At 48.1% G+C, this 14031-nt stretch carries 13 protein-coding genes; 3 read left to right on the forward strand and 10 right to left on the reverse strand.

Features of this window, described 5'->3' with window-relative positions; all coding sequences use genetic code 11:
- Positions 1-58: 58 nt before the first annotated feature.
- The 4 genes from BZG75_RS02955 to BZG75_RS02970 form a co-directional block, all read right to left on the reverse strand.
- Positions 59-1066: a sphingomyelin phosphodiesterase gene (locus BZG75_RS02955; protein WP_025744874.1), complete on the reverse strand. Its 1008-nt coding sequence runs from the start codon at positions 1064-1066 to the stop codon at positions 59-61.
- 161 nt (positions 1067-1227) lie between these two features.
- Positions 1228-3498, reverse strand: coding sequence for a response regulator (locus BZG75_RS02960; protein ID WP_077576139.1), 2271 nt, complete (start codon positions 3496-3498; stop codon positions 1228-1230).
- A gap of 144 nt (positions 3499-3642) precedes the next feature.
- Positions 3643-4728: a 4-hydroxyphenylpyruvate dioxygenase gene (gene hppD / locus BZG75_RS02965; protein WP_077460864.1), complete on the reverse strand. Its 1086-nt coding sequence runs from the start codon at positions 4726-4728 to the stop codon at positions 3643-3645.
- A gap of 430 nt (positions 4729-5158) precedes the next feature.
- Positions 5159-5503 carry a hypothetical protein gene (locus tag BZG75_RS02970; protein ID WP_077460863.1) on the reverse strand — a complete coding sequence of 115 codons (345 nt, stop codon included), beginning with the start codon at positions 5501-5503 and terminating at the stop codon, positions 5159-5161.
- 207 nt (positions 5504-5710) lie between these two features.
- Between BZG75_RS02970 and fabG the strand changes: the two genes are divergently transcribed.
- Both fabG and BZG75_RS02980 read left to right on the forward strand, forming a co-directional pair.
- Complete coding sequence (fabG, locus tag BZG75_RS02975; protein WP_021023758.1) at positions 5711-6442, forward strand: 3-oxoacyl-ACP reductase FabG; 732 nt, start codon at positions 5711-5713, stop codon at positions 6440-6442.
- A 34-nt stretch (positions 6443-6476) separates the two neighbouring features.
- Positions 6477-7184: an SDR family oxidoreductase gene (locus BZG75_RS02980; protein WP_077460862.1), complete on the forward strand. Its 708-nt coding sequence runs from the start codon at positions 6477-6479 to the stop codon at positions 7182-7184.
- 17 nt (positions 7185-7201) lie between these two features.
- Here the strand turns inward: BZG75_RS02980 and BZG75_RS02985 are convergent, their stop codons facing one another.
- From BZG75_RS02985 to BZG75_RS03005, 5 genes are all read right to left on the reverse strand, one after another.
- Positions 7202-7891, reverse strand: a complete 690-nt coding sequence (locus tag BZG75_RS02985; protein ID WP_077460861.1) for a hypothetical protein — start codon at positions 7889-7891, stop codon at positions 7202-7204.
- Between the two features lie 190 nt (positions 7892-8081).
- Entirely contained in the window at positions 8082-9275 is a 1194-nt protein-coding gene (locus BZG75_RS02990; RefSeq protein ID WP_077460860.1) for an acetate/propionate family kinase, read from the reverse strand.
- Positions 9276-9278: 3 nt separating this feature from the next.
- Positions 9279-10700: a bifunctional enoyl-CoA hydratase/phosphate acetyltransferase gene (locus BZG75_RS02995; protein ID WP_077460859.1), complete on the reverse strand. Its 1422-nt coding sequence runs from the start codon at positions 10698-10700 to the stop codon at positions 9279-9281.
- 43 nt (positions 10701-10743) lie between these two features.
- Positions 10744-11517, reverse strand: a complete 774-nt coding sequence (gene fabI / locus BZG75_RS03000) for an enoyl-ACP reductase FabI (protein ID WP_077460858.1) — start codon at positions 11515-11517, stop codon at positions 10744-10746.
- 348 nt (positions 11518-11865) lie between these two features.
- On the reverse strand, positions 11866-12453 hold the full coding sequence (locus tag BZG75_RS03005) for a nucleoside triphosphate pyrophosphohydrolase family protein (RefSeq protein WP_077460857.1): 588 nt from the start codon (positions 12451-12453) through the stop codon (positions 11866-11868).
- Positions 12454-12673: 220 nt separating this feature from the next.
- Here BZG75_RS03005 and BZG75_RS03010 point away from each other — a divergent pair, with 220 nt between their 5' ends.
- The gene (locus BZG75_RS03010) at positions 12674-13183 is read left to right on the forward strand and encodes an outer membrane beta-barrel protein (RefSeq protein WP_021023765.1); all 510 of its coding nucleotides are present in this window, start codon (positions 12674-12676) and stop codon (positions 13181-13183) included.
- Positions 13184-13275: 92 nt separating this feature from the next.
- On the opposite strand, the gene BZG75_RS03015 is transcribed toward BZG75_RS03010, so the two are convergent.
- Entirely contained in the window at positions 13276-14022 is a 747-nt protein-coding gene (locus tag BZG75_RS03015) for an SDR family oxidoreductase (RefSeq protein ID WP_021023766.1), read from the reverse strand.
- Between the last annotated feature and the right edge of the window lie 9 nt (positions 14023-14031).

Raw genomic sequence — 14031 nt, forward strand, 5'->3', positions numbered from 1 at the left:
TTTTCCAGCGAGTTTTTGCCGTTTTCCGGCAAAAACTGAATGAGATCACTCAATCACACTATTGATATTTAAACTGAATCATTACCGGATAGTGATCAGAAAGCTCATTGTAGTAACCATCATGATAGGTTTGTCCTGCTTCTTGTGGCCACTCACCTTCTAAGTAATCCCAGTACCAGCTATCCTTCGCTTTTAAGCGCACAACCTGCATTTGCGGCTGGTTAACAGGCTTGCCATGATCACGACTCCATAAAATATAATCTAACGTCGTGTTGTAATTCAGATCATACTCAAAGTGATACGCGTTTGCTTTAGTAAACCAGTTATGTTCAGCGGAGAAAGAGGTCACTTCAGGCTCAGAGAAGCGCAGTGCACCATTAAGTGCCGCTTTCATATCCTTAATTTCATCTTGACGGCTCCATTCCACATTCATATCTCCGCCGACAATCACGGGTTCGTCAGTCGGTATGTCTTTGTTGCTAATAAATTGTTTGATCTCGCCAAGTTGCCCTAAACGAACCTCGTGTTCTTCATCAGACATGCCATCATGCGTGGCTTGTAAGTGCGTACCTATCAAATGGAAGATCTCGCCATTTTTATCGATCTTAGCGTACGCAAACCCCTTATTTGCTTGATAGTCCCAGCTGCCCCGTAAACTGTTATTATAAATGTGCGCTTGCTGGGTCAAAATCGGATACTTGGAAATAATGGTGACGCCACCCCGGACGACGAAAGGAGAGTTAGAGCAATCTCCTGTTAATGCATCCCAACCCTCACCACTGCAATCTTGCCCCACATTGGGCGTTTGGTAAGGATATAGGTTGGCAAGTTGGTTCATTGCTTGCTCTGCTTCAGCGTTGAAGGCTTCGCTAACCAAAATGATGTCGGGCTGGGTATCCATGTCGGCAATCGCAGTCGGTAAACGAGCCGCTCGTTCTGCTTGATCCCAATCTTGTAGGTTGCTCAATTGCATGATGTTATAAGCCATCACGTTAAGTTCGCCAGCATGAGCGCCGACACTTAGCAATAAAGCCGCTACCCCTGAAAACAGTTTTTTTCTGTTCATATTTCCTCTTTGCGTTTTGCTTTCTAATTATGTTTGGGGCCAAGCCCACTCAAAGATTAGAACCCTAACGAAAAGAGGTTAGACCACACCAAGAATCCTTCGTATTTTATGATATGTTTGTAACTAAGATCACACTTGCGTAACAGCGCTGACTATTTCGCTTACTCTTTGGTCAATAGTTGTGTGTCTGTGGTAAACGTATGCTTTCTTAGCATGGTTGCTAGTTCGTGTTGTCGAACAGGCTTAGCAATATAATCATCCATGCCAGCCGCTAAGCATGCTTCTTTATCTTCTGCTGTTGCGTTGGCAGTTAATGCAATAATGGGGATTCGGTCCGTGCGAGACGCTTTACGCCTGATCAGTGCTGCCGCCTCATAGCCGTCCATGACCGGCATTTGGCAGTCCATGAAAATGGCGTCAAAAGGCTGACTGCTCCAAAGGGCTAACGCTTGCTCGCCGTTATCCGCTGATCGCACATTGATGCCTAACTGCGTCAGCATAGCTTCTGTAACGCGTTGATTAACTTTGGAATCCTCAACCACGAGAACATGTAGCCCTGCCAGTGATGTCCCCTTTCCTGTTGAACGCACAATACCCAGCGTGGGCTGTCTTTGTTGAAGGATCCGAACTAAATTAGCTTTTAAATCATTAAATTGATAAGGGCGTCCAAGATAACCTTCAATGCCTGATCGCTCGATGCGCGGTCTATCAATCACATCAGGCGCAGCCGTCAGCATGATAATGGCTGGGCTTCTCTCACCCAATTCAGTGACAATTTGCTCGGCGAGACTAAAGCCATCCATTTTGGGCATGATCTTATCAAGCAAAACGACTTTAAATGGAGATTGGCTATCAAGCCGTTCTTTAATAAGCGGCAACGCATCATCGGGATGCATACAACAGGTCACTTGACAGCCGAGATTACTCAGTTGCGCGGTTGTAATCCGCATATTAAGACGACTGTCATCAACCAGTAGCATTGGCGCGCCCGCGAATAAATACGCCTCTACGGGCGTCGCAAGCGGCACATCTGCACATTCAAAGCGCGCCGAGAACGAGAATAGGCTACCCACATCCACTTCACTTTCTAGGGTGATTCGCCCCCCCATCAGGTTGACAATTTGCTGAGAAATCGCGAGGCCTAACCCAGTACCACCTGCGGTTGCTGCTGAAGCGTCGCCTTGCTCAAACTTACCAAAGATACGATTTTGCGCTTCAATCGGAACACCAGGTCCAGTATCTTTCACTTGAAAACGAAGTACACAAGCGTTTCCCTCATCAAGAACTTTGGTAATCGAAACGGCGACTTCGCCTTGTTCAGTGAATTTAATCGCATTCCCGACTAGGTTGATCATCACTTGGCGTAATCGCGGTGTGTCACCAACCAGCAAGGGCGATATCTCTGGGTCAATCTCACAGCCAAACTGTAAGTGTTTCTCTTTAGCTCTCAACGTGAACAAGTTTTCCAGATCTTTACCCAACTCAAATACATTGAGCTCTAATGGTTCTAACTCTAACTTACCTGCCTCTATTTTAGAGAAGTCCAAGATATCGTTAATCACATCCAGTAACGACATCGAGGAGGTTTCTAGCATTTCAACGAACTCTTGTTGTTCATCATTCAAACGCGTACTTTTCAGCAGCGATGCCATCCCGATAATGCCGTTCATTGGCGTACGGATTTCATGGCTCATGTTGGCCAGAAACTCGCTTTTTTTGTGGCTGGCCTTTTCGGCATCCAGCTTCTCGTTCTCAACCCGCGATAGCGTTTGGCGAAATTGAGTGACCATAGCATTGTAGCGCGCCTCAAACCCCCACCAACCGCGACATTCTGGTGGGACACTGATTTGATTTGGTAAGCCGTTGTCCCATTGATTCACCTGTTGGTGCAGAGCCGATAATGGTGCGGTGAGATACCGTTGCACTATCCACATTGACGCTATCACGCCCAGCCCTGAAACCCCCAACCAACCTAGAAACGCCCACTTCGCACTCTCTCCTAGATAAGCACGTAATGCGGTATAGTTCGAGGCCACATCAAGCTGGCCAAGTACATATTCATTGCCTTCTTTTTTGGCAATTAATGGCCAACTCATCTGGATCGATTGTTGAGTTGGCTCTACACCACGTTCAATTTGTGTGCTGTCAGCATCATAAACGTGTATGTAATCGATTTCTGGTTGTGCAATAAGTTGTTCAATTTGTTGTTCAAATGCTTGTGTTTCTACTCGCCATAGGTGATCAGTCATGGTGCGGACATCACGGCTGCCAACATCTTGTAACACGCGCTGGACCTGTGATTTATGGGATTGATAATCGGCAAAAAGTAATAGTGATGCGAATAAGGCGATGAGTATTACCCAGCATAGCGCCAGCTTCGTCATCAACGATACTGATAAGGAATGGCGTAAAATGGCTTTGCCTGCTTTCATAATCACCTATTTAATCGAAGAGCTTGCCCTATAAGCATAGAGCCCGTTCGTCGTTGGGGCGAAAAATATCCGGCTAGATACAAGGAAAGGTAGACAAAAAGGCGCTCCGGTTAAAGAGCGCGAAGGGTTTTATTTTCTGAGCGATCAATCCAACACGCCGCGACGTATTTGATCAAGCTCAATCGATTCGAACAGAGCCTTAAAGTTACCCTCACCAAAGCCTTGATTGCCTTTACGCTGGATAATTTCAAAGAAAACAGGACCAATAACTGTATTGGTAAAAATCTGTAGCAAGATGCCAGTATCCGCGTCACCATCAATCAGAACACGAGTATCACGGAGCTCATCAATATTTTCTTCGTGACCGCTAACACGCTGATTCACTTGCTCATAATAGGTCTCTGGCGTATCCATAAACGCCATTCCCCGATCTCGCAGCGTGCGTACTGTTTGATATATATTCTCTGTCGTCATTGCAATGTGCTGAATACCCTCACCATTGTACGCTTTTAGGTACTCGGCAATTTGTGACTTATCATCACTGGATTCGTTAATCGGGATACGGATTTTTCCGCACGGAGCAGTCAATGCACGAGATTTTAGCCCTGTTTTTTTGCCTTCAATGTCGAAAAAGCGGATCTCTTTGAAATTAGCGATACGATCATAGAAATCAGCCCATACATCCATGTTGCCAATATCGACATTGTGCGTCAGGTGATCGATAACCTTCAATCCTGCATCGGCTTCTTTAAGGCGCGCTTGCCAATCAGGATAGAAGTCGAAATCAACCTCGTAAATACTCTGATCACCGTAACGATCAACAAAGTAGAGTAACGAGTCGCCAATGCCATATACCGCCGGGATGCTAAGCTCCATCGGACCGATATTGGGCTCAACCACTTTGGCACCTTGTTTTGCCGCGTAAGCAATTGCATGAACAGCATCTTGCACACGGAATGCCATCGCATTCACGCTCGCGCCATGATGCTCTGCAAAGCTTTGTGCCTGAGACTCGGGTTCGCCATTAACAATAAAGTTGGTATCGCCTTGGCGATACAGCCAAACATGCTTGTGTTTGTGCTTGGCAATTTCAGCAAAACCCATCAATGAAAATAGACTTTTCAACGCATCAATACCAGCTTGATCGGGGGCGGTATATTCCACAAATTCAAACCCATCTGTCCCTAATGGGTTAATGGTTTTTACCGGTTTTTGCAGTGTGGATGTCATAATGGTTCCTCCTTGTTGATGCCAGTAGGAATAGCATGACGCCAAAGTAAGCACTAGTGATCCAGCACGCTCAGGTCGTTACAATACTGTTAACCAATACTGTAATACTTACTGAACAGGAAAGGGAAAGCCTCAAAAAGTTGTTTTTTATCAATGCGATAAAACAAAATGGCATGTAAAGAGACTCAATAATCTCTATACACTTTGTTTACATAAAAGAAACAAAAACAGGAGAAAGGGCGGGGCATTTCAGATAAACGCACCGACGCTACGAAGAGCGACGGCCAACCAAGTAGGTAAGAGAGGCGTGACCGATTGATAATGGCTTCCGATGAGCAGAATGTCGGGAAACCCGCTGTCTACAGGTGGGATCCTGTTGAACATCGTCTGCCATCAAGGTTTAAACCTTCAAGCTCTAAATCTTCAAGCTTTAAACCTTCAAGCTATAGCTGGTTTGCTGTGCGTTGGGGGTAACCGTTTTTTGAACTTGGTCCATCAATGCCTGTTGCTGCTGATTGTACGCGTCCGCTTTTGTCTTTTGCGCCTCTTGCTCAGCAACACGATCAATTAAAGCTTGATAGTCGCGTTTATCCTCGCGCTGCTCACTCGATGCGGCAGTCTCTTTTTGCTCCTCCCGCTCTTTACGGATGACTTCAGCGCGTTCTTGCACACTCATCGAGTTATTGAGACCGCCGTTGACCTGATCATCCTGACGGTCACGTTGACGCTGCATATATTGCTGCGACAAAGGTTGCGAGTTGATTGACGTCGGCATAGGTCCTCTCTTAAACAAGGTGACATCTTGATTAAATTTTAGCCTATTTCTCCTCAGATTGATATCACAATGTATGCTTAAGACGCTTGCCTTTGGCCCAGTTGTTGCACGTTGATCTTTCAGTGGCGCAACGTTGCGAGAAGAAGCAAAGGCTTAGATGACCAACCGCCCAAGAACCTATTGATCAATACAACAAGGAGAAAAACTATGCTGACCGGTAAACACTGTGTCATTACGGGAGCCGCTCAAGGTATTGGCCGTTCCATCGTCGAGACATTTGTCGAACAGGGAGCACACACCGTTTACGCGCTAGACCGGACTGTAGATAACATGCAAGACTGGCAAAACCATGCCGTAATAAAACCCGTGGCGCTCGATGTCTGCCACAGAGACGCTGTCGCCAGCTGGGTGCAGACGCTGCACCAACACAACGCAGTCATCGATGTGCTCGTTAACAACGCAGGGATCACGCGTGATAATTTGCTAACCAAAATGAGCGAAGAGGATTGGGATGCTGTCATTGATGTGAATCTTAAAGGGGTATTTACCATGACACAGGCGATAACACCGCTGATGCTCGCTCAAGAGCATGGCGCGATTGTCAGTTTATCGTCAGTGGTCGGTACCGATGGCAATATTGGCCAAACCAACTATGCCGCATCAAAAGGAGGTGTCATCGCAATGACAAAAACCTGGTCAAAAGAGCTCGCTCGTCATGGCGCACAAATTCGCGCCAACTGTGTCGCACCTGGATTTATCGAAACGCCTATGACCGCCAACTTACCAGATAAAGTCATCGACATGATGAAAGGGAAGACACCACTCGGGCGAATGGGTACCGCACAAGACATCGCGAATGCGATCAGTTTTCTTGCCAGCGACAACGCGAGCTTTATCACAGGTCAAACACTTAAAGTTGATGGTGGATTAGTCATATAATGACGTGATATCCATCTACAACATTGAGCGTTTTATGACCCCGACACTTCTTATCACTGGCGCGAATCGCGGAATCGGCTTAGCCCTTACCGAGCGGTATCTTGAACATGGCTGGCGTGTTATTGCTTGTTGCCGCTTTCCGGGTTCCGCGCCGCATTTAATGACGCTAAAAAATCACTATGCCTCACTGACAACACAGGCGTTGGACGTGACAGACCACGCCGCAGTGCAACAACTTGCATCAAACCTCAGTGACACGCCCATTCACTTACTGATCAATAATGCCGGTCAATATGGTCCCAAAGGCTATCAGCTAGGAGAAACGGACACAGAGGCGTGGCGAGAGGTGTTAGCGGTCAATACCATTGCGCCACTAGTCATGGCTGAGTCGTTTATCCTACATCTCACGCTTGCCAACAATAGCGGACATACTCCTATTTTCGCCTTCATCTCATCAAAGGTGGGGAGTATGAGCGATAATCAATCAGGAGGGGGTTATATCTACAGAAGCTCCAAAGCCGCTCTAAACGCAGTCGTCAAAAGCTTATCAATTGATTTACGACCAAAAGGGATTCGCACCGTCGCCCTACACCCTGGCTGGGTACAAACCCAAATGGGCGGTCCTAATGCGCTGATTACCGCCGACATCTCGGCGCAAGGGCTCAAGCAAGTTCTCGATACACTCACCGACAGCCAAAGCGGACACTTTTTAGATTATCAAGGAAACACCATTGCGTGGTAGGCCTGTAGCGGTGGCGTTCAAATCGGGAAAAAGGTCATAGAGGCCATACTGTGTACCACTTGATTGATATTACGATTGGTACTGTCCGCCACCATCAGTGCCATCATATCTTGGATCAAGATCATCTGACTCAGTAAGCGCTCATAACTATAATTGGGGACACCATTTGCATTCATGCCGTTACTGAGCAGCAGCAAATGATCTTGATCATCACGACGGTTATTTAACAGCCACGCAATTTTTTCAAGGTTACGTGCACAGTTATAAAGCTTTTGCTGATCAATATCATCGAGTAAGAAGAACTCAGTCTGGTGATTATAGCTAGCGCTTATCATCCCAGTGACACCGGCCATCAGTGCGAATACACGATCACCCTCGAACTCAGTAGAAAATGCCAGCGGCAACAATGCAATGCCGTCCATTCCACCCAGCTCACGGAATCCATTCTGGGGACGCTGCTCCGCCATTAGCTGGTGAACGCGTTGGTCGATAGTCATTCCGGGCACTTTTTTTAGCTCTCTGGGATTACGTTTATAGAGCTTGATCAATAGTCGTTCGGTGATCTGACGAATTTCGGCGATATGAATATCGGTAATCAAATCCATATCTGATTTCGCAAGATTTTTTATATCAAACGGCCGTCCCAGCTTTTGTGCACATCCTGTTAGGCTGAGTATCAATAACCCCACCCAAAACCCGCGCATCATAGTGTTATCCTTACATCCTTTGTCGGCGCTAAGGATACGCATTTCACGCCCAGTCGTGGACTGAAAGAGATAACTTTGTATGGAATATCACATTTTTAGCTTTTTCGAGCATTCCCTTTTCGACTGCAGCATCACGCGTCAGAAGAACAAGATTGAGAAAATCGTTTTCTTGCCTCTGAATAGCCTAGTGTCAACGCAATAAATCAAGGCAATCCATCGCGATCACGCGTTCTTCATCGGTCGGGATCACCCAAACGCCCACCTCACTGTCAGCGGCTGAGATACAGATTTGGTTCAGTTGATTCGCCGATGCATCTAACCTGATGCCAAGCCAACCACATTGGCGCACGACACTGTCTCGTACGGGTGCTGCATGCTCGCCAACACCCGCCGTAAACACCAAATGATCGAGTCCTCCCAAGGCGGCAGTCAAACTCCCGATCTCTCGGGCGATACGATAACAATAATGGTCGATCGCCTGCTGGGCTCTGGGTTTATCACTACGTAATAATGTTTGCATATCACTGCTGATCCCAGACAAGCCTAACAGGCCAGACTCCTTGTAAAGGAGTTTGCTCACCTCAGCGACCGTCATTCCTTCTTCACCGATGAGATGTAAAACCAATCCGGCATCAATTGCGCCACAGCGCGTCCCCATGGGTAACCCTTCTAGCGCTGTAAACCCCATGGTCGATGCAATACTCTGTCCTGCTTGGATCGCACATAAGCTGGCACCGTTACCCAAGTGGGCCACAATCACACGTGCTTGGGGATCATAATTAGGAATCATGGAAGGTAAGCAACGGCAAATATAATCATAGGAAAGCCCATGAAAACCGTACCGTTGAAAGCCGCGATCGTACATCGCATAAGGCAACGCAAATTGGCGAGCCTCTAAAGGCTGCTTCGCATGAAAGGCGGTATCGAAGCAGGCAATTTGAGGCGTACCTGGCAATCGCTCGTCTAGCGCTCGAATGGGTGCGAGGCTATAAGGTTGATGCAATGGCGCCAAAGACGTCAATGCGCCCAGTAGCGTCACTTTATCCGGATCCAGGCGGGTGGCACAATCATAGTACATCCCCCCATGAACCACACGATGTCCGACCGCAATGAGGCGTTTGAGCACATTATGCTGCCCTAACCAATCGAGTAACGACATAATAGCCGCCTGATGATCGTTGGCCTCAGCCGGAGCAGTGGCATAGGTATGATTCCCGGCATGCATGATCACCGCGGTTCGTTCTGTCCCTAGTCCAGAGAACTGCCCCCGAAATACACAGACTTGCTGATCCGTGTTGTCAGAATTAGACATTTCGCCAGCGTCGAACAACGCAAACTTTAGGCTCGACGAACCACTATTGATTACGAGTATATTTTTCATCATCCACTAGACACGCGACTTATCGAGCGATTTTCGTTGATAGTCCGCCAGTAATAACGCTAGCGCGCTTGACGCTATTCGCGTTAAAGCGTCATCGGCTCGACTGGTTAACATAATGGGCACTCTTGCGCCCACCACGACACCAGCGCCTTTGGCATCGGCAAGATAGCTGAGTTGTTTCATCAGCATATTGGCCGCTTCTAGGTCGGGAGCCATCAAGATATCAGCACGCCCTGCCACTGGCGACTCAATACCTTTTGTTGCACGCGAGTCCTCAGAAACGGCACTATCAAAGGCCAGTGGGCCATCAAGGACCCCACCCGTGATCTGACCACGTTCAGCCATTTTGCACAGCGCGGCAGCATCAATCGTCGCATTCAACTTCGGATTAATCGTTTCAACGGCTGACAATATGGCCACTCGCGGATGGGCGTTCCCGATCGCATGCGCCAGCTCAATCGCGTTTTGAATGATATCGCGCTTTTGCGCGAGCCCTGGGTAAATATTGATCGCAGCATCGGTAATAAATAACGGTCTTGGATAGGTCGGAACATCGAATGCCATTACATGGCTTAAACAACGTTCAGTACGCAATCCTCCCTCACGTTTGACAACCTCGTGCAACAGTTCGTCAGTATGCAACGCGCCTTTCATTAATGCTTCAATTTGACCCGCTCGTGCCATTTGCACGGCGCGCTCTGCAGCCGCGTGACTATGCGGAGTATCGACAATTTCGAAGTCCTGAATATCCACTTCGGCGGTGTCTGCAGCGGCGAGAATTTTATCTCTTGGCCCCACCAGCGTTGGAATGATTAGTTGCTGTTTTGCCGACGCAACCGCGCCACGAATAGAACTGTCATCAACGGGGTGGACGACCGCCGTATGCATGGGATCAGGATGATCCGCTGCGGTAAGAATCGCGTGTAACTGCCCACGCTCAGACAAGCGCACTTCTGGCATAACTGTCCGTTGACGGCTTACTTTTTTAGTGGGGGCTAATACGCGTGCTTCGCCTTCGATGACCGTATCGCCGCGTTGATTTTCGCAGCGACAGGCAAACACAATATGATGGCGTTTATCGTCCATTTGGTCGACGCGTACGATTACTCGAAGTACGTCGCCAAGCATGACCGGTGCTTTAAAGGCCAACGTTTGGCCTAAATAAACCGTCCCAGGCCCGGGTAACTTGGTACCGAGCACCGTTGATATCAATGCGCCGCCCCACATGCCATGGGCAATAATCTCTTGGAAACGGCTGCTTTTGGCAAAGTCATCATCCACATGAGCAGGATTGACATCACCGGACATTATCGCAAAAAGCTTAATGTCCTCCATGGTTAAACGTTTTTCTAAAAACGCCTCATCACCGATTGAAATTTCATCGTACGTCTTATTCTCGATGACCTCCTCGTTATGTGTCCCTGTCATAGTAAGCTCCTTAATCGTCTATAACGTCGAAAAATACGCTGATTTAAAAACGAAGATGATGACCGGCGTCGACGTAGTGCGTTAGCCCTGTCAGTACACGCCCTGCATCAGCGGTAAGATAAACAACCGCATTCCCCACATCCTGTACCGTTGCCAGTCGACGTAACGGCGATCGCGTTTCACCGTCTACCGCCAACGCTTCAAATTCTTTTAATCCAGAGGCGGCACGCGTACGAATTGGGCCTGGAGAAATGGCATGAACACGGATACCTTGCGGCCCAAGTTCAGCGGCGAGATAGCGCGTGGTCGATTCGAGCGCGGCTTTAACCGGTCCCATCAAGTTGTAATTATCCACGGCTTTTTCTGCGCCATAGTACGACATGTTAAATAATGAGCCCCCAGCTGACATCAGAGGCTCTGCCCGCTTAGCCATGCGAATGAACGAGTGGCAGGAAATATCCATCGCGAGCGAAAAGCCTTCTCGAGAGCAATCCACCACCCGACCGTGTAAATCATCTAACGGCGCAAACGCGATCGAGTGAACAACAAAATCAATCCGCCCCCATTTTTCTTTGGCACGCGCAAATAGCGCATCCAATTGGTGGTCATCTTGCACATCACACAACATCATTTCAGGATCCCCCATTGACGGCTTCAGGGGGGTGACAAAGCGCTCTGCCTTAGGTGACCCATACGTCACCAGTACGTCTGCGCCTGCTTGGTGTAACGCTTGGGCGCAGCCAAAGGCAATGCTATTTTCATTCGCCAGGCCCGCCACAATGCCGACTTTACCTTCAAGTGAGAAAGGATGTTCCACGATGTTCTCCCTAGATTTATAACGAAAGCGTGAGCCGCTCCACGTGAGGCGTTCAACACATAGAGCAGTTACACTAAAAAATGTGCTGCCTACTTTAGAGGACTCACAAGCTTTTAACTTAGACCCAAATCAGGACTAAAGGCAAAATTATAAATGAAATGAGAAGCAATCTTTGTAAGAAAACAAGACACTTTTGCAAAACTTTAATGACAAGCCTGCACAATAGGCTCAATGGAGAGCTTTTACTCAATTTACGTAGGCGTGTGATAAATGAGCTCTGAGCCCATGACGAAAAAACGCCGCTTTTTATAGAAAAAGCGGCGTTACGCTAGCGTATATCGCGTGAATTTAAGCCAATTCGGCCATTACACATTTTGCAAGATCAGCCGGGCGATAGTACACGGACTTCATGACCTTGCCTTGACGAATCAATTTACCGTCAACCGTCACATCTGTTGCGCATTTGGCAATAATCCCGTCATCTTTCGGGCTTGCCACAACCTCAATGCCTTTTTTCTCATAGTAGGCTTGGGTATCCGCGAACGCCTGCGCATCGCGGCAAACTTTACTCATATTACTGCTATGCACTTCATCCCAACAGGTTATGAAATCGATCCCGAGTCGATTAGCAATTTGCAATAAAATATCAATCATATAACTGACTTCAAGTTGATCACGATACCCGCGCGACCCCATCTGTACGGCGCGTCCCATGAGGACATAAACACTGTCGACGATAGCATCAACTTGTTCAACCAGTGAGTCAGCCTCAGCCAGTTCGGTCATCTCCTCAACCGCCAATGCCGTATGAAGATCATCTGCTTTGTCATCTAATGAGGTTGGATCGTTACAAGGCAAATCAAACGTGATTCGAAAGGCTTCAATATCACGGTAAAGGTGGTCGTAAATCGCTTGATCGAGAACTGCAAATTTCATGTTTAAAGCCCTTTGAGAAACAAACACGCATGGCGTCATGCTGGTACACAAGGGGCAATACAATAGCACTGCTGGCGGGGAGTTAAAATCGATTGCGCAGATTCTTTAATATGACCTAGCGCTACAGCGCAAATATTACTCAAGCTTGGTGTCTACTCGCCGTTACCGTTTTATAATGAGAAAACACGTCAGGCGAATCTCGGCCAAAAGGATTGTTATTATGACCAAACGCTTATCGCTTGCTACGCTTTGTGCGGGCATGTTACTCGCCACAGCAGCACAGGCCCAAACATCGCCACTCAGTATCGGCGCTAGCGCCAGTGTTACCGATGTTAAATACGGATCTCAAACAGAGACAGGTCACACCTGGGAAGTGAATGGCACGTGGCGGCTGACCGATTATACCAGCCTGTATTCAGGGTATGGTGAAACCAGTGCCGACTTTGATAACGCCAATGGTACAGAAACAACGTTGACGTCCACCTATATTCCCGTTGGCGTACAAGTTAACTTCCCTATGACGATCGGCAGTGTCTACCTGCGTGGTGGGGGAAACTACTATCAAACCGAATTTGGGACGGATAAAGACATCGGTTGGGGCGCCAGCGGAACGGTTGGCTTTGAGTTACAACCGACTGTCGGTCCTAAAATGAACTTTGAGCTCACCTATGCCGATCGCGGCGATGCCGAAACGAGCTCCGTGAGTGTCGGTACCAGTATCGGCTTTTAACCGCTCATAGCAGGGTGCCAAACAACGGTCGTTACGATATAGATTACCACCGCGCGACATAACGCGCGGTGATATCATCGAAATACGGCAGACTACATGCCACCAGCAACATCAAATAAACTACCCGTCGAATAAGATGCATTATCTGACAGCAGCCAAGCAATCATTTCTGCTACTTCCAGCGTCGACCCCCCACGACCAAGCGGGATATTATCAGCCACACGCGCGACACGATCAGGTTCTCCTCCTGCCGCATGCATATTGGTATCAATTGGACCTGGGCGCACTGCGTTGACACGAATCCCTTCACGGCCCACTTCTTTCGCTAGCCCCATAGTCAGTGTGTCTAATGCGGCTTTGGTCGCGGCATAATCAACGTATTCATTGGGTGATCCGGTTTTAACCGCGGCGGAGGAAACATTAACGATAGCGCCGCCGTTACCACCACGAGATTGCGCCATGCGATGCACCGCCTCTCGGCAGCACAAAAAGGCACTGGTAACATTGGCTTGAAACATCGCGTTGATCCGCTCCGCATCCATACCGCTGACAGACGATTGCGGCAACATGATACCGGCATTATTCACCAATGCGGTGATATTCCCTAAGCGGTTATCCGCTTCACTGAACAACCGCTTGACACCTTCTTCACTCGACACATCGGCCTGAACGGCGATCGCGTTTACTCCAATCGCTTGAAGTTCATCAACAAGCGCAAAAGCAGATTCACTGTTGCTCAAATAGTTGATGCAAATGGCATAACCACGCTGTGCCAATAACTTCGCCGTCTCGCGGCCAATGCCGCCACTTGCCCCGGTTACAATCGCAACTGGATTCATTGCTACTCC

The sequence above is a fragment of the Salinivibrio sp. AR640 genome (assembly GCF_001995405.1).
Classification (GTDB): Bacteria; Pseudomonadota; Gammaproteobacteria; order Enterobacterales; family Vibrionaceae; genus Salinivibrio; species Salinivibrio costicola.